Genomic DNA, 17075 nt, shown 5'->3' with positions numbered 1-17075 from the left:
AAATGTAAGTACGACCTTCATGCTGCCTCTGCTAAATTACTATACTACGACGCAGCAGAAGACTTGACTGGAGTTTTTGGTTTTTGTTTATTTTTCAGTACGAGCCACAGCGGGCTTGCGATGAAGATGGACGAATAAGCTCCGCTGATTAGACCAAACAGAATCGCCAGCGAGAACAGCTTAATTGATTCGCTTCCGAAAATTAACAGACAGATTGCAGCTACAACAACAGTCATAACGGTATTGACTGAACGGGTAAGCGTCTGCCAGATACTCTCGTTAACGACCCGTGCGGTATCAGCTGGAGTTTTGATTTTGGCAAACCGCAGGTTCTCACGCACGCGGTCGAAGATAACGATCGTATCATTGATGGAATAACCGATAATGGTCAGAACCGCAACGATAAAAGGCAGATTGACTTCCAAGCGGAAGATCGAGAACAAACTGATGACGATGAACGCATCATGCAGCAAGGCGACGATCGCTGATACCGCAAACCGCCATTCAAATCGAATGCTGACATAGATCACGATACCGATACTCGCTACCAGGATAGCCTTGAGCGCATTCCACTGTAATTCTTTTGCGATCTCGACATCGACCGTGTTGACTTCTGCAGAAGCGTTTTTGTCGAACTTATCCGCAAACTTCTGTTTCAATGCCTTCTCCTGATCCGGCGAAAGTTCATCGTCGAAACGCAAGGTTACACGTGAAGAGCCGACAGTCAGCCCAGGCTTACCGAAATCATTATCGGCTAGAAACTTCTCAATTTCGTCCTTCTGGCCGCTGAGATCTTTCTTTACGGCAATATCCACGCTTGATCCAGCGCGGAAATCAACGCCGTAATTCAGACCGAAAATTCCAAGCGTTATTACGCCGAGCACCGTGATGATGATGGAGAAAATAAAGAAGTAACGAGCCTTCTTTACAAAGTTAAACTTATTGCTGTCTTCTGTATAAGCTGTACTAAAGCGCACGGATCTCACTCTCCTTCACTCCGAAGTAGGATTTCTTTTTCACTACGTTGCTTCGAATGAGTAAGGAAAGGAGCAAACGCGAGAAGAAAACATTCGTTAAAATACTAATGATAATGCTGAGAATCAAGATGACAGCAAATCCTTTGACCGAGCCGACTCCGATGAAGAACAAAACCAGACCGGCGATAAGCGTCGTAACATGCGCATCGATTATCGTGCGGAATGAATTCTTCGATCCCGCTTTCTGGGAGGACAGCAGGCTCTTGCCGCTGCGCAGTTCTTCTTTAATCCGCTCAGCCATAATAATATTGGCGTCAACCGCCATCCCGACTCCAAGGATGAACGCCGCGATCCCCGGCAAGGTGAGCGTTGCGTTGATCAGATTAAATCCAAGCAATAAGAGCCAGATATAAACAATAATTGAGAAGCTGGCAATTGTGCCCGGCATACGGTAGAACAACATCATGAAGATGAGAATAAGCACCGTTCCGATTCCGCCGGCAAACAGCGTTTCCTGCAGGGAGAGCTTACCAAGTGTAGCTCCGACACTTTGTGTATATTTCTCCGTCAGCTTAAGCGGAAGAGCACCCAAGTTGATCGTGTTTTTGATATCAGTAGCTTCATCACGCGTATAATCGCCTGTAATAACAGCATCCGTGCTGTTAATTTCGCTCGATACATTTGGTGCTGAAAGCAGGGTGTCATCTAAATAGATGGCGAGCTGATTGGTTTGAGGAATCTTGGCAATCTCGCGGGTAATTTCTGCGAACTTGCTTGCACTCTTCATCTTGATTGCGATTTCATAAGCATTAAGGTTGGTTTGATGGACTTCTGCACCGTTTTCCTTGAAATCATTACCGTAAAGCTCCACCTTACAATAGTTCGTTTTCGTTGGATCCGTGCTTGCCGGACATCCGCGCGTGGAGCGGAAAGTCAGTTCAGCCGGTTTCTTAAGGATATCCCGTACCATGGCCTCATCTTTAATACCAGCGATTTTGACGCGAATACGATTAGTTCCTTCCGTCGTTACGTCCGGCTCAGCTACGCCGGTTCCATTGGCACGAGCCTCCAAACTTTTGGCAGTTTCAATTAATGATTCCTTGGTTATTTTCCCGCCCTTTTCAATAGGCTGTGCTTCATACAAAATTTCAAATCCACCTTTGAGATCGAGGCCTAGCTTGACCTGATTTACAAGGCTTGGACTTGTTGCCGCGACGACGCCAATGGAAATGACGACGATGAGCACGAATGCTAACAGACGATTCATAATACTCTTAGTTCCCCCTTAAGTTCGCTTCTCAATATTCCTATTATAGCGATGACAGAAAAACGAGTCAAAAAAAAAGAAACCCTGCTTAGAAATGGGTTCCTTTGTAGGCGCTGAGTGTCATAAAATTCATGAAATTAACGACCTTTAACGATAAAATGTCGTTCACCACTTGATGCATCGCAGGTTGGCCTTTTTTCACATATTTATCATTGACGCACTGCCAGATATCGTTGCCCTGAACATGCTCATAGCCGATCATTCTGAATTCTTCAGCCTTGCTATTGCATAACGACTCAATGGTCGATACCCATTCGTTCTCGGTCATCAGCTCTTCATTACCTGCTTCTGTTTCGGGATGATCTTCGATCGTCATCGGCATATCCTCCTTCTCTAAGCAGCCTCTGTCTCCTTAATACATTCGATAAACCACCTCTTGATTCCTGCCCGCCGCATTGAACTCTTCAAAAAAAATGACTGCATGGAAATGGACATGCCGCGCATAAGTATGAAGATAGGACATGTTTTCTTGGAAAGAGGGAGCGATCGTGACGAAGCAAACGTTTATTAAAGGAGCGCTAATTCTGCTTACCGCGGGGATCATCAACCGCATACTCGCCTTCGTGCCGCGCATCGCGTTGCCTCGTATTATCGGCCCAGAAGGCGTAGGCATTTACCAGCTCGTCTATCCATTTCTAATTGTGATGCTGACCGTTATCACCGGAGGTATTCCGCTTGCGGTCGCAAAGTGGATTGCCGAAGCGGAATCCAAAGGCGATCCAATGCGGGTTAAGCATATTTTCCGGACTGCGATGGGTCTGACGGTTGGAATCGCTGCAGTTATGACCGCCATACTTCTGCTGTTCACCCCTTGGATTATTGAGCATCTGATGACCGAAAAACGGGTATACCAGACATTCCTCGTTATGAGCCCGCTTCTTCTTATCATTGGTGTTTCGTCTGTCTATCGCGGTTACTTTCAAGGGAAGCATAATATGATCCCCACCGCGCTATCGCAAACCATAGAGACGATATTCCGGATTATCTTTGCTCTGCTGTGTGCCCAGTGGATGCTTCCTTTCGGCCTTGCTTGGGCTGCTGCAGGCGCGATGATGGGCGTCGTAGTTGGTGAAATTGCAGGTTTCGCTGTCTTGCTCTGGCAGTATGTCAAGGAGCGACGCCGACAATCGAACTCGCTCGCTTCTATGCTGGATAAAGCAGCAATCGGACCCAATGAGCAGTCAGATGATCGAGAGCCTGTCATGCGCAAACTAATCAATCTGTCTCTTCCCGTTACAGCGAGCCGGATGATCGGTTCCTTGTCTTACCTGCTCGAATCCATCCTAACCGCCCGTGCTCTAGCAGTTGCGGGAATCGCAACTGGGATAGCTACCGCTCAATACGGCGCTCTTCAAGGCATGATCATTCCTATTCTGCTGCTGCCAACTGCACTGACCTACTCGCTGGCTGTCTCCCTCGTCCCTTCTCTGTCAGAGGCTGCGGCCAAGGGAGACCGCGTGACCATCCATAAAAGACTGCATCAGTCCATGAGGCTTGCGCTTGTAACCGGCGCCCCCTTCATTGTCGTCATGACTTTATTCGCTGAACCGATCTGCCGTATTTTATACAACCATGTTGAGATTGCCCCCATGCTGAAGTGGATGGCTCCCATCGGATTATTCATCTACCTGCAAGCACCGCTTCAGGCTGCGCTGCAGGCATTAGACAAGCCCGGAACTGCACTCATGAATACGTTCATCGGAGCTGCGGTCAAATTAATCCTCATCGTGAAATTGGCGTCCGATCCCTCACTGGGTATTTATGGTGCTTTAATCGCAATCAATGTTAATATCGTATTAGTTACTTTGCTGCATTGGATAAGCATTGTCCGTTTCGTTGGATTTCGGATGCAGATGCTCGATTTTGTTAAAGTAGGAGCTGCCATGGTCATTATGGGAGCAGCCTCCTTGTGGGTAATGAACCGACAGGCACTTCCGGCGCTGTGGCAAAATACAATTACCGCCTGCTTAGCCGGCGTTATCGTTTATCTGATCCTCATGGTTTACATGCGAATTATTGATCGTTACGATATTGCCCGCATACCGATCATTGGAAGATGGTTCCGCTGAGCAGGCTTAAATGAGAAACGGGAGAAGGGCACATGCTGTGCTCTCCTCCCGTTTATCATTCAATGCCTATCGCCTGGGACTCCGCCGCGAGTCGATAAAGAGCTTCCCCTTATGATCAATTGTGCAGAGGAATACTTGCTTCATATCGTGAATGCCGTTTTGCTTCAGCTGGTTGTTCAGCCAGAACCGATCTTTACCCAGCAGCTCCAGATTTTCAGTCACTTTACCATCCATGATAAGCGGCACCGGCAAAGACTCAAACCTGTAGTTCTTTGGAAAAGGCCTTACCGGCTCAGAAGTCCGGGATGACTGCTGGTTTCCGATATGATCTGAGGGAGGCAGGTCCACCCGATCAGTAGATAAATCATTTTTGTCTGATTTATCTTTAGGAATGATCGACAATTTACCGCTCGTCTCCAAAATGGCAAATTCTACATCGGCCACGGTTGGCATTTGATTCTCCCGCAGCTGTACCATCAGGTCATCCAGATTGTAGCGCTGCTTTCTCATGGCCTCACTGTTTAGCTTTCCACGTTCAATAATTACCGTTGGCTTACCGTCGAACAATAACCGCAGCTTGCGGCTCTTCAAAGAGGCATACGCAAGACCGATCTGAATCACCATTAGAAGCACCATCGGCAGCAAGCCGGCCATCAGCGGCCGTTTCGTATCTTCGATCACAATAACCGCGATTTCTGCAATCATTACGGAAATGACCATATCGAACACTGAGAGCTTGCCAATTTCCCGCTTTCCCATAAATCGCATGACCAAGAACACGATAAAATAGATCAATACCGTACGGATCAACAGACTCCACAATTCCAATGGAACCGCCCTCCTAACCGATCATGCAGGTATTGTCACCTTTAGGCAGTCCGCTCATACAGGAGCAGAACCATCGAAATTATGGCAGCAGGAACAAATACACGTAAACGGTGGAAATAATAAGCGATATTAGAGTGAGTGGAGCCCCGATCTTGAGAAACTCCATATAACTTAAATTCTTGCCTTCCCGCACGGCTAGACCTGCTGCAATCACGTTTGCCGAGGAACCGATAAGCGTTCCATTTCCTCCTAAACCCGCACCCAATGCTAATGACCACCATAGAGGATTTAATGCTTCAGGGCTGTCAAAATTCATCTCTGCTCCAAGATTTTGGATAAGCGGGATCATAGTTGCAACGAAGGGGATGTTGTCAATCGTTGCAGATGCCATTCCCGATACCCACAGAATAAGCATAGAGGTGTACGCCATATGACCTGATGTAATCTGAAGTGTCATTGTAGCTAATTTGTTGATTACGCCCATTTCAATTAAGCCGCCCACAAGTACGAACAGGCCAACAAAGAAGAAAATCGTCTCCCACTCTATGTATTCGAACACTTCCTCGGCCTCATGTTTGCCTACCCCGATCAGCATCAGCAGGGTCGCGCCGGCAAGAGCGATTACGGCTGCTTCAACATGCAGAAGGGAATGCAGCAAGAATCCCAAGATCGTCAGCAGCAGCACAAAGACCGACTTGCGCATCCGCTTAGGATCACGAATATAGGTTTCAGCCGATAAAGTCTTTACTTCGTTCTTTGATGCCTCCGAGACCGACAGCTTACGACGATATATCCATACCAGCAATGCCATCGTTATAAGCATAATGACAATAGATGCAGGCGCAAGGTGGATCAGAAAAGCATTGAAGTCTAGGTGGGGATTAGCTGATCCGATCATAATATTGGGCGGATCCCCAATAAGTGTCGCTATGCCGCCGATATTCGAAGCTAAGATTTCAGAAATCAGATAGGGCATGGGCGATACCTTCAAAATATTCGTTATCGAGAATGTAATGGGAACCACCAATAATACCGTCGTTACATTATCCAGAAATGCGGACCCCACTGCGGTTAGCAGCGTAAGCATAACGAGTAGCTTAACCGGATCGCCACCCGCCTTCTGTGCTGCTTTAACCGCTGCGTACTGAAATATCCCCGTTTTGTTGATTATTCCCACTAGGATCATCATCCCAATAAACAAAAAGATGGTTCCCCATTCCAAATAATCGGTAAACGCAACATGCATATCCACAATGCCAAGCAGGAGCATGACAACTGCGCCGGAGAGCGCAATAACCGCCCTGTTTATTTTTTCTGTAATGATGATGGAATAGGTAAGGAGAAAGATTATTACCGCCGCTGCAACCTGCCAAAAAGCGGGATCGCTGGTTAACTCGTGCTTCATGACTCACTCACTACCTTTCAGCTGATGATTTATCCCACATTATACAAGAACCTGTCCGAGAACGTCTATCTTGTACTATTTGCTGCAGCTTGACCATATGTTGTAATAACAGAACCCGTCCACTATGAAAGAAAGGGTGATCCTTATGAAGCCGATTAATTCTGCTCACTCCACCAGCAAAAATACATCTTCGAAAGTACAAATCACATCGCCTATGTTCTCCGGGATCCTTTACGCAGCTATTTGGCTTGCAGTCGGAGCGCTTCTACTCTCTGCTCTGCTCCGTTTTGGCAGTATGCAGGAAAATCAACTTCCCTTATACAGCTTGTTAGTCCATGGCTTATCCGCCCTTGCCGGAGGATTTATCGCTGGTAAAAGGTCCGGCTCCCGCGGCTGGTATTATGGCGGCATGCTTGGAGTGCTGTATGGTTTGCTTGTTCTTCTCATCAGCTTCCTAGCCTCGAACATCGGGATAAGCGGAAGAACTATGGCTATGATTGGCGAGAGCTTTCTGTGCGGCGCATTCGGAGGTATGATAGGGGTTAATGCAAAACGTTCCTGAAAGTGAATGCCGTTTGTGATCAGGATTGGAATTGTAATCCCCCCTCTAAAGTATGCTATACTAGATCGAGCCCGATTCTTTCGGATAAAAAATGTGCTTCTTTATTAAGAAGTGAGGCCATTTTGCTATGCAACATTCTAGGGGGAAAGACAATACAATGACTTTGTTTGACAGCATGAGGACAGTCGCTATTTATTCCGCGATCACAGTCACACTTCTGATTTGGTACGGAACAAAGACGAACCCGTTTCGAACCGGCGGCTTATTCTTAAGAGAAATGGTTATGAACCGCAAATATATGCTTCACTTCGTTGCATTGATGCTTATCCTTTTCTGTAACAAGCTGGAGCTTCAGATCGAGAATAATATGACCATGACTTATGATTACGCGGCTTTCTTCCAATCCATTGAAGGCGATTTTGTCAAAAACCTTCAGCATGCGTTTCATAACAAGTATCTTACCACCTTTCTCGGATTCATGTATGTGGTCGTTTTTCAAGCCTTGCTTATTGCATCCATTGGCATTTACACCAGACAAAGGGAAGATAGAAAGATGTTCTACGCCGTCTGTTATGCGATTATGATCATCTATCTGGCAGCTATTCCCTTTTATCTCTTTATGCCGGTTAATGAGGTTTGGGCTTACGATCCGACTGTCCAATTTTTAATGGTCACTGATCATGTGTTCCCAAGCTTTGAGACTCAGTATCGAGCACTATCGGGAATAGATAACTGCTTCCCAAGCTTGCATACCGCGATATCGGTCGCCCTCTCTATCCTTGCTGTACGATCAGGCAACAAAAGATGGGCATGGTTCTGCTGTATTAGCGCCGCAATCGTCATCTTCTCCATCTTCTATCTCGGTATCCACTGGCTTATTGATATGTGCGGTGGCGTTATCCTAGGTGCAGCGGCATCCACGATTGCGATGCGTTTATGCGCCTCACAATTCTCGCTTCGCCGAAGCCAGCGTTCAATCAGCCGAGCAAATATCAGTTATGCCCGCGAAGATGCGAAATAAAAATATTCATTATCCTTCTAAATGCCTTCTCTTCATCCAAGAAACATCGGATGCGGAGATGGTATTTTTTTTGGACATACAAAAAAACCGGAACATAGGGGCTGCCCCTTCTGTTCCGGTTGTTCGTTGTTAAGTGAATTACGCTTTAATGTCTCCTGCCTTCTCTTCTTTTTTCTCAAGGGAAGGTGTTGACGCAGTTACTGCTGCGCTCGTTGTTACATTATTGATCGCACTGCGGTCAAATGTAATCTTCGTTGCGTCGTTGACACGAAGGACAACGATGTCATCCGAAATTTCCATAATGGTTCCGTGCATACCGCCGATTGTGACGATCTTGTCGCCCTTCTTCAGCTGGCCCAACATAGCGTTGCGCTGTTTCGATTTACGCTGCTGCGGACGGATCAAAAGGAAATAGAATACCGCGAACATGAGAATAAATGGAAGTATCGATGCTGCTCCTGACATGTATATTCACCCCTTTCCTTAAAATCCTTTATCATTCTCAAACAGTCCGTACTTTGTAAAGAAAGCTTCCCGGAAATCGAGCAGCCGGTCTTCCATAATCGCTTGGCGTACATCTCTCATGAGCTGCAATAAGAAATGCAAATTGTGGATGGTTGTTAACCGTAGACCAAATGTTTCATCCGCCTTAATGAGATGGCGAATGTAGGCTCTTGTGTAGTTGCTGCATGTATAGCAGCTGCAAGCAGGATCAAGAGGACCAAAGTCTTCAGCAAATTTGGCATTCTTAATATTTAAGCGCCCCGCACTTGTCATCGTTGTACCATTGCGAGCGATACGGGTCGGTAAAACACAATCAAACATATCAATGCCGCGGATAGATCCGTCTATTAGAGCGTCCGGTGAACCGACACCCATTAAATAGCGGGGTTTATGGGCAGGAAGCAGCGGAACCGTACATTCGAGGACCTTATACATCATATCCTTCGGTTCTCCGACGCTCAATCCTCCAATAGCATACCCCGGGAAATCCATGGAAGTCAACTCAAGCGCACTCTGGCGCCTAAGATCCTCATACATCCCGCCTTGGACGATTGCGAACAAGGCTTGATCATGAGAACGGGTGTGTGAAGCAAGGCACCGCTCAGCCCAACGCGTTGTCCGCTCAAGAGATTTCTTCACATAATCATAGTCGGCCGGATAAGGAGCACATTCATCAAACGCCATCATAATATCAGAGCCGAGGGCATTTTGAATTTCCATCGCCTTTTCCGGTGACAAGAACAGTTTGTCCCCATTCAAGTGATTACGGAATTCAACGCCCTCCTCCGAGATCTTGCGCATGTTGCTTAAGCTAAATACCTGGAATCCGCCGCTGTCTGTCAGAATCGGGCGGTCCCAATTCATAAACTTGTGCAGTCCGCCGGCTTGACGAACAATTTCATGTCCGGGACGGATAAACAAATGATACGTATTGCTAAGAATAATATGAGCATCCATCGCTTTAAGCTCTTCCGGGCTCATGGTCTTCACGGTTGCTTGCGTACCAACCGGCATGAATGCAGGTGTTTCAATAACGCCATGCGGAGTATGAACACGTCCCAGCCGTGCTCCTGATTGTTTACAGGTCTTAATATGCTCGTAAGTAATCGCCACTTTACACGCTTCCTATCTCTATAGCAAATGAATCCATTTGCCTCCTAGTAAATAAACATTGCATCGCCAAAGCTGAAGAACCGGTATTCCTTCTCGATTGCTTCTTGATACGCATTCATTACGGCTGTTCGCCCGGTCAGCGCGCTGACCAGCATGACAAGCGTTGATTTGGGCAGATGAAAATTCGTCAACAAGGCGTCGACGAGCTTAAATTCATAGCCCGGATAGATAAAAATATCCGTCCAGCCGCTGCAAGCCTGAACTTGCCCATTCAACAACCGGGAAGCGGCCGTCTCTAATGTTCTTGCTGAAGTAGTTCCTACGGCAACAATTCGTCCGCCCCGCTCCCGTGTTGCTTGAAGCAATGCAGCCGTCTGCTCATTCATTTCGTAATACTCCGAGTGCATCGTGTGCTCTTCGATCCGCTCGACTGACATCGGCCGGAATGTACCCAGACCTACATGAAGTGTCACATAAGCAATATCGACGCCTTTACGGCGTAATTGCTCCAAGAAATCTTGGGTGAAATGAAGCCCCGCTGTAGGAGCTGCTGCCGATCCCTCATGCTTGGCATAGACCGTTTGATAGCGCTCACGATCATCCAGCCGCTCCTTAATGTAAGGGGGAAGCGGCATATCCCCAAGCCGGTCAAGCAGCTCTTGGAATATTCCCGTGTAGTGAAATTCCACTTCGCGGCCGCCCATTTCACCTTCACTGACAACTGTTGCAGTCAAGAGCGGTCTGCCCTCACCATCATCGCCAAACGCGATCTCCGCGCCGACCTTAAGACGTTTTCCCGGTTTGGCCAGCGTCTCCCAGCGGTCACCGTTCAGCTGCTTCAGCAGCAGGAGCTCTGCCCTTGCCCCCGTATCGGCTTTAACGCCTACAAGTCTGGCCGGCAGAACTCTTGTATCATTTAGGACTAAGGTATCGCCCTTATGCAGCATAGAAGCAAGCTCCGTAAATCGGTGATGCTCGACAGCACCTGTCTGACGGCTGAGCGTGAGCAGCCTCGAGGCTGTTCGATCGGCCAAGGGAGTCTGAGCGATTAACGCTTCCGGTAATTCAAAATCAAAATCATCAACATTCATCAGCTATTTCATTCCTTAACGATCTTTATGTCTTTATAGTAGTATTGCAAAATATATTTGTAGTCATACCCTAATTCTGCCAGACCGCGTGCACCGTATTGAGATAACCCCACACCATGGCCGTTTCCGTTACCGACAAATCGAAACGTCGGATCCTTCGTTGCGGCACGCACCGTTCCATCGCCGCTGAGAATAAACAGATTCGGATCGATTAGATCCTTCGGCTGTCCGTCTCCGCCCAACACCACAAGCGTACTGTTGGATGAAGGACGCTCCTGAACCCGATCATCCGATCCTAAAATCGTCATTCGCGCGGTTTCATCAATTTCAAAGCGTGTACTTGGCAATCCGCCCAGCGCAGCCCGTAAGCCGTCAGGGTTTTTCACGTCGAACTTCTGACCGTTTACAGAAAGGGCAACAGGACGGCCGGATGGTCCAGTCTGACTCACTTCCAATGTCCGAATAGGTCCTTTTACCGCTGTACGCACTTTACCAACCGTAAGCGCCAATAAAGCATCTGCTGTGTAAGGACCGCGAACCCACGACATTTCATTGGACTGCGTTACCTTCTCCAGGATTACAACAAGTGAGCCCTTATTAACTTGGCCTACAGCCGGGACATTTTCTTGTACCAGCGGGATAGGACGAACTTTCACGCCGTCGCTCTTCACCCGCATGATGGCTTGTCCTATTTCCGTTTGTTGACCGGTCTCTTCAAGCAAATCCTCACGAATATAGCCAACATCACCGCTGGTGAGTACGGCACGATACCAATGGTACAGCCCTTTTTCCGAAGATTCATCGGGACTCGTAACCGTCTTCAGATAAGGAACGCTATTGCCCCAAATCTCAGTTGCATCCGCAGTTGCACCTCCCGCACTTGAGGAGAAAACCGTTTCAATGACTTTACCATTGTAAGTAGCTGCTTCACCCTTTGTTGCATCTACAGCGTTAATCGTTGCCGGCTTCTCCGAGCCTATTCCACCATAAGCTTGGCTCAGCGTAGTGTCCACTACATGAGCAACTTGGAATCCAAATCCCTGATAAAGTGCATAAGTACGGGCTGCAACTGCTTGTGATTTGAGCGCTTCAGCATGCCAGGACGCCGGCATCTCCGCACCAACGACTGCGTATAAATATTGTTCAAATGGAAGCTCGTTAATAACAGCTAACCGATTACTAAAGCCGCTGATCTCGAATTGCCCCCGATAGGTGCGGTTATAACGCTCTGCGAGTTTAATTCCCGTTGATGCCGTTGAGGAGATCCAGATCTTCACTCCATTCATAGGTACGGCATACAAAGCAGCAGGTGACTGAGCTGACTCTGTTACGGAATAATCATCGCGCAACGCCATATATACGGATGAAGCGTCTAATGGTTGCAAATCAAATTCAGGAACGGCTTTGCCGGCCTGCTCCTTTACAGATACAAGAGCTCCAGCGTCCGGAGAAGCGCCTACTAGCACGGTGTAGGCGGGATTAGCTTTCCCCGTTTGCTTCATCGCCGGAAATGCATCAATACCTGCTTTGCCATAGGCTTGTGCCGCCTGAAACGCCTCTGCCTTTGAGGCGAAAGTTCCTGCCTGCATATGTAATGGACCCATCAGTTCGATCTTCGCTTTGCCGGTCAGTGATGCGATTGTCGCATCTTTCCCCCAACGATCTGCTGCCGTACGCGCTTCGGCGGAGGTTGCATAGGATCCTTCAATGACCTGATAGACAAGTCCGCTGCTCTGATTCAAAGAGGTTAGCATCCCCGTACCTCCAAGCGCTTTTAGCCGTTTAACAACACTGAGAGCGGTCTGAAAGTTGCCGGTTTTCGCGACAATCGGCTTGTAATCATCTAATGTGAACCGAATTGTCTCACCTGCCTTTGACTGTCCCACTGGAAGTACGGCAGAAGGTAATCGCAGTCCGACCTGTATGGCTGAAGCTGAGCTAAATGTCGCAGTTGACGTATTAAGCTTGTATTTACCCGGAACCTCAAGGAAAATGCCGACTCTTATCGTATCCAGCTTTGGTACTGCCGCGCGCGACGGCCATGATGTCCAAATCGATAAAATCAATAACAATGACAGCGGTAATGCAATGGTCCGCATCATCTTTGGTGTTCCGACTTTCATTCGCTGCTCATCCCCCTAATGCTTAATGACGCCTCGGCAGGTTGCAAGCCCCATTCTCACAGCTTTCATCTGTTTTACCAAACCAATCATATCTTCGGGCAGCAATAAACCGGTACAACAAATCCGCAATCCCCCTCATACCAGGAATCCGATACATCAAACCCAGCCACGTAAAACCTCTTACCGTATGCAATATTCGAACGACGCCGTCTGCTCCAGCATAAATCGCACCATTTTGTTCCACAACATGCATTTTGGACATCAGCCGTTCAGTAGGAATCGATTCTATGTTAGGAATCTCTTCATACGAATCCTCCAGAGATTGAACAGATACAAACCGTAATACGGCATTAGAGCGCAGTTCTTTCAAACGCCGCACAGTGGTTAGACACAGATTGCAGGTGCCATCATAGATGACATACAGCTTCTCTCGCACTTGCTGGTTTGCGCTTGTACCGCTTCGTCTGCCCATGGCGGCTATACGCCTCCTTCATCCAATACGCTGTCCATGCTTCCTGGATCTTGCGGCACAGGTAGGCCTAAATGCCGGTATGCAAGAGGGGTTACCATCCGCCCTCGCGGCGTCCGCTGCAGAAACCCAATCTGCATCAAATAAGGTTCATATACATCTTCAATGGTCTGACTTTCCTCGCCAATCGTTGCAGCAATGGTATCGAGCCCTACCGGTCCGCCGCGGTAAATCGAAATCATTGCACGCAGCATCTTATGATCAATTTGATCAAGACCGAGCGGATCCACCTGGATCAGCTCCAGTGCATATCTGGCCAGCTCATGTGTAACAATGCCATCGCCGCGCACCTGGGCAAAATCACGAACTCTCTTCAGCAAACGATTCGCAATACGCGGCGTTCCCCGGGAACGCGTAGCAATTTCACCCGCAGCCTCGCCAATAACGGTCACGCCGAGAATCTCAGAATTTCGCATGACAATATACGCCAGTTCATCCACATTATAAAATTCAAGTCGGCTTACCACGCCAAATCGGTCGCGCAGCGGTGCAGACAGCAAGCCTGCACGTGTGGTCGCACCAATTAACGTAAACGGCGGCAGCTCCAGTCTTACCGATCTCGCACTGGGTCCTTTGCCAATCATAATATCAAGCGCAAAGTCTTCCATTGCAGGGTACAGTACTTCCTCCACCGTCCGGTGAAGACGGTGAATCTCGTCTATAAACAGAACATCGCCTTCCTGCAAATTCGTAAGCAGCGCGGCCAAGTCACCAGGCCTCTCGATAGCAGGACCGCTGGTCGTTCTGAGACTTACACCAAGCTCATTGGCAATAATATTAGATAATGTCGTTTTCCCGAGTCCCGGCGGTCCATAGAGCAGCACATGATCAAGTGCTTCCTTACGCAGTTTGGCCGCTTCGATAAATACCTTCAAATTCTCTTTCACTTGCGTCTGGCCGATATATTCGGACAAAAAACGCGGACGCAAACTAAGCTCCACCGCTTGATCTTCCATCATCAGGTTGGCGGAAATTATCCGGTCGTCCATTCGAACTTGCCCCTCTCCACTCAACCTTTAAACAACTGCTGCAATGCCCGCTTCATCAGCGCATCAACAGTCTCGTTTGGCACCGTTGTTTCTTTTAGTCCCTGCCAGGCACGATCGAGCTCGGCTGCCGTATAGCCAAGCGCAGCAAGAGCCTCACGCGCTTCACGCCAGATCTCAGAGCCTTGACCATCCGATTCCGCCCCGAAAACCCCTTCAAGTTCCAGCCCGGCAGCAGCGAAGCTGAAGCCGCCTGGTATCGCATCCAGCTTATCCTTCAAGTCCAAGACCATTCTCTGGGCTGTCTTCTTCCCGATACCCGGCAGCTTCGTTAAGAATACAAGGTTCTCCTGCTGGATTGCCGCAGCAATCGTCTCCGGCTTGCCCCCGGCCAAGATTCCGAGCGCAACTCTTGGGCCAATCCCTGATACTTCAAGCAGCTTCCTGAACATGGCTTGTTCCTCGCGGGTTGCGAAGCCGAATAACAGCGCCGCATCTTCCCGAACATGATGATGGGTATAAATCGTTACGACCTCATCGCTCTTGGCGAAAGAATAAGGATTCGGAGTAAATAACCGATATCCGACATCTCTTACATCGACGACTACATATTCCGTATCCCAATGGGCAATCCGGCCCCTCACAAAATCGATCATCGACCGTTCACCCCGTTCACTTTCTGAGTCAGAACATAGGAATGGGCATGGCAAATCGCCACAGCCAGCGCATCGGCTACGTCATCAGGCTTCGGAATCGCACTCAGCTTGAGCAGCATGCGGACCATCTCCTGAACCTGCCGCTTCTCCGCTTTGCCATAGCCTACGACAGCCTGCTTCACTTGAAGCGGCGTATATTCGGATACTTTCAGCCCTCGCTGAGCAGCAGCCAATATAATGACGCCGCGTGCCTGACCTACAGAAAAAGCTGTCGTTACATTTTTATTAAAGAACAGCTTCTCGACCGCAACCGTTTCTGGCTGGTATTTATCCATTAACGCGCATGCCGATTCATACACCTGCATCAAGCGGTCTTCCTGAGGCGTATGGGCCTCCGTTTGAATGCAGCCATATTGGACGGGAACGAGTTTGCTCCCGATTTTGTCAATGAAACCGAATCCTACAATTGCTATCCCCGGATCAATCCCTAGTACTCGCAAGCCTCTTCTCTCCTCACGCCAATACCTTGGTCAAAATTGGCTTCCTCTCATTATAGCAAATGATGCACGGTATGAGAACACGCGTTTTGTTCAAGCTGCTGCATGGCAGTCCATGCAGACATATTGAAAAGGGCAGCCATTAACGGCTGCCCTTTTGTCAAACTTGTGTTTAATAGGTTCGTTTCATTACTTTCTCGCTTTTCTCCATGGCGTAATCGCTGAATGTGGACAGCACACTGTTATAAGCATCCTTGTCCGTAATGCGAATGCCATTCATCAAATCCTCCACTTGTTCCTTCGGCAGATTGCTCTCCATATAACGAACATCTAACTGAAAGAAAGTTTTAAGCACCTTTTCCTTCTTTGGAGCTCCGTCAAATAAGGATAGATTGCCGTGCTTATCCAAACCGATGAACGCATTTCGTTTGCAGGATTCTGACATATCATCGATTTGCTGCTGCATCACAATTGCTCCGGATTTCTCTTGGACAGCCATCCATTCCGGATGCTGCTGGAGCAGATGAAGCACGTCTGCTGCTGCCATTTGACCCAGAACGGTCTGTTCCTCGCCGCAAATATAAATACGGTGCAGCTTTACTGTTAATAAACCTTCATGCTCCTCTAAAGTACGAATGACACTCTGAGCTTGAACCGATGGCTCTTCATCCAATAGAACCATATTCCGTTCACCGGATTGAGCCATAGCCCTGGCAGGCGCAAATAATGCAAATAAAGCTATGGCTGCTCCAAACCAGCACCCAAGCTGCCAAACCGGTCGGCGACTGCGGCGGAGCTTCTTCTTTAGCTGCTTCCACAGGCTGAATTCCATCATATAGGAAATCCCCTTTTTTCCTTTTTTGTTATCCTGCCTCCTCGGGTGGGGAAATATGCATGCTGCCCAATTCCCTTGTTTTTTGCATGGCAAACACCCCGAATCCAGCATGGACCGGCCATATGCCGATCATGCTGAAGCTTCGGGGTAGTCAGCTTTATCCTATCCAGATGAGTGAGGATTAATTATTCAGCCAAGGCGAGCTGCCGCGGCGTTTCGGCTTTGACGGGCGTGATGTGCGAACGGCCGCTTTTTTTACCGGCTTGCGTGTTGCGACCGACTTAATATTGTTAAGCAGTTCAACCTTTTCATCGTCAGGATCGGCTTCATACGGTTCATGTTCATCACGTTTATCCTTACAGCCGCAGTCACAAGGTTTTTTCCCAGCTGCTTGAACAGGCGCCATTTGGCCATAGCCAGCATAAGTATAACCAGGGTAAGGCATTCCCATAGGACCCATCGATGCAGGCGATACCGCTGTCGGCTGCTCATAGCCGTAGCCATATCCTTGCGGACCCATCGATGCAGGTGATACTGCTGTCGGCTGCTCAT

The 17075-nt window shown here is 48.3% G+C and carries 18 protein-coding genes; 3 read left to right on the top strand and 15 right to left on the bottom strand.

The window, feature by feature from the left end; all coding sequences use genetic code 11:
• Positions 1-44 precede the first annotated feature (44 nt).
• The 3 genes from secF to ACFPYJ_RS13500 all read right to left on the bottom strand — a co-directional run bounded on the left by secF (position 45) and on the right by ACFPYJ_RS13500 (position 2620).
• Positions 45-977, bottom strand: a complete 933-nt coding sequence (gene secF / locus ACFPYJ_RS13510; RefSeq protein WP_379188675.1) for a protein translocase subunit SecF — start codon at positions 975-977, stop codon at positions 45-47.
• Positions 967-2244 (bottom strand): protein translocase subunit SecD, encoded by a 1278-nt coding sequence (gene secD / locus ACFPYJ_RS13505; protein WP_379188674.1) that lies wholly within the window; start codon positions 2242-2244, stop codon positions 967-969. Before secD ends, secF begins: the two co-directional genes overlap by 11 nt.
• Before the next feature lie 88 nt (positions 2245-2332).
• Positions 2333-2620, bottom strand: coding sequence for a post-transcriptional regulator (locus ACFPYJ_RS13500; RefSeq protein ID WP_379188673.1), 288 nt, complete (start codon positions 2618-2620; stop codon positions 2333-2335).
• Positions 2621-2792: 172 nt separating this feature from the next.
• Here ACFPYJ_RS13500 and spoVB point away from each other — a divergent pair, with 172 nt between their 5' ends.
• Entirely contained in the window at positions 2793-4373 is a 1581-nt protein-coding gene (spoVB, locus tag ACFPYJ_RS13495; RefSeq protein ID WP_379188672.1) for a stage V sporulation protein B, read from the top strand.
• A gap of 66 nt (positions 4374-4439) precedes the next feature.
• Here spoVB and ACFPYJ_RS13490 read toward each other — a convergent pair whose 3' ends face one another.
• Both ACFPYJ_RS13490 and ACFPYJ_RS13485 read right to left on the bottom strand, forming a co-directional pair.
• Entirely contained in the window at positions 4440-5141 is a 702-nt protein-coding gene (locus ACFPYJ_RS13490; protein ID WP_417629234.1) for a YetF domain-containing protein, read from the bottom strand.
• Between the two features lie 139 nt (positions 5142-5280).
• The gene (locus ACFPYJ_RS13485; RefSeq protein WP_379188670.1) at positions 5281-6606 is read right to left on the bottom strand and encodes an ArsB/NhaD family transporter; all 1326 of its coding nucleotides are present in this window, start codon (positions 6604-6606) and stop codon (positions 5281-5283) included.
• A 145-nt stretch (positions 6607-6751) separates the two neighbouring features.
• Here ACFPYJ_RS13485 and ACFPYJ_RS13480 point away from each other — a divergent pair, with 145 nt between their 5' ends.
• Together ACFPYJ_RS13480 and ACFPYJ_RS13475 are read left to right on the top strand one after the other, a co-directional pair.
• Positions 6752-7168 carry a TIGR04086 family membrane protein gene (locus tag ACFPYJ_RS13480; protein ID WP_379188669.1) on the top strand — a complete coding sequence of 139 codons (417 nt, stop codon included), beginning with the start codon at positions 6752-6754 and terminating at the stop codon, positions 7166-7168.
• Between the two features lie 157 nt (positions 7169-7325).
• Entirely contained in the window at positions 7326-8189 is an 864-nt protein-coding gene (locus ACFPYJ_RS13475; RefSeq protein WP_379188668.1) for a phosphatase PAP2 family protein, read from the top strand.
• Positions 8190-8327: 138 nt separating this feature from the next.
• Here the strand turns inward: ACFPYJ_RS13475 and yajC are convergent, their stop codons facing one another.
• The 10 genes from yajC to ACFPYJ_RS13425 form a co-directional block, all read right to left on the bottom strand.
• A complete protein-coding gene (yajC, locus tag ACFPYJ_RS13470) occupies positions 8328-8654 on the bottom strand; it encodes a preprotein translocase subunit YajC (protein WP_379188667.1) in 327 nt (108 codons plus the stop codon).
• Between the two features lie 18 nt (positions 8655-8672).
• Positions 8673-9806, bottom strand: a complete 1134-nt coding sequence (tgt, locus tag ACFPYJ_RS13465) for a tRNA guanosine(34) transglycosylase Tgt (RefSeq protein ID WP_379188666.1) — start codon at positions 9804-9806, stop codon at positions 8673-8675.
• 44 nt (positions 9807-9850) lie between these two features.
• Positions 9851-10897: a tRNA preQ1(34) S-adenosylmethionine ribosyltransferase-isomerase QueA gene (gene queA, locus ACFPYJ_RS13460; RefSeq protein WP_379188665.1), complete on the bottom strand. Its 1047-nt coding sequence runs from the start codon at positions 10895-10897 to the stop codon at positions 9851-9853.
• Positions 10898-10905: 8 nt separating this feature from the next.
• On the bottom strand, positions 10906-13020 hold the full coding sequence (locus tag ACFPYJ_RS13455) for a SpoIID/LytB domain-containing protein (RefSeq protein WP_379188664.1): 2115 nt from the start codon (positions 13018-13020) through the stop codon (positions 10906-10908).
• Positions 13021-13042: 22 nt separating this feature from the next.
• Positions 13043-13492 carry a thiol-disulfide oxidoreductase DCC family protein gene (locus ACFPYJ_RS13450; protein ID WP_379188663.1) on the bottom strand — a complete coding sequence of 150 codons (450 nt, stop codon included), beginning with the start codon at positions 13490-13492 and terminating at the stop codon, positions 13043-13045.
• Positions 13493-13497: 5 nt separating this feature from the next.
• Positions 13498-14538, bottom strand: a complete 1041-nt coding sequence (ruvB, locus tag ACFPYJ_RS13445; protein WP_379188662.1) for a Holliday junction branch migration DNA helicase RuvB — start codon at positions 14536-14538, stop codon at positions 13498-13500.
• Positions 14539-14558: 20 nt separating this feature from the next.
• Complete coding sequence (gene ruvA, locus ACFPYJ_RS13440; RefSeq protein ID WP_379188661.1) at positions 14559-15191, bottom strand: Holliday junction branch migration protein RuvA; 633 nt, start codon at positions 15189-15191, stop codon at positions 14559-14561.
• Positions 15188-15691, bottom strand: a complete 504-nt coding sequence (ruvC, locus tag ACFPYJ_RS13435) for a crossover junction endodeoxyribonuclease RuvC (RefSeq protein WP_379188660.1) — start codon at positions 15689-15691, stop codon at positions 15188-15190. The genes ruvA and ruvC overlap by 4 nt, the downstream gene beginning before the upstream one ends.
• Positions 15692-15860: 169 nt before the next feature.
• Positions 15861-16523: a BofC C-terminal domain-containing protein gene (locus ACFPYJ_RS13430; RefSeq protein ID WP_379188659.1), complete on the bottom strand. Its 663-nt coding sequence runs from the start codon at positions 16521-16523 to the stop codon at positions 15861-15863.
• A 181-nt stretch (positions 16524-16704) separates the two neighbouring features.
• The coding region (locus tag ACFPYJ_RS13425) for a hypothetical protein (RefSeq protein WP_379188658.1) at positions 16705-17075 on the bottom strand (371 nt) is incomplete at its 5' end.

The sequence above is a fragment of the Paenibacillus solisilvae genome (assembly GCF_042656405.1).
Lineage (GTDB): Bacteria > Bacillota > Bacilli > Paenibacillales > Paenibacillaceae > Paenibacillus_Z > Paenibacillus_Z solisilvae.
Note: the sequence above shows the minus strand (reverse complement) of the source record. Positions and strands in the feature narration are given on the sequence as shown.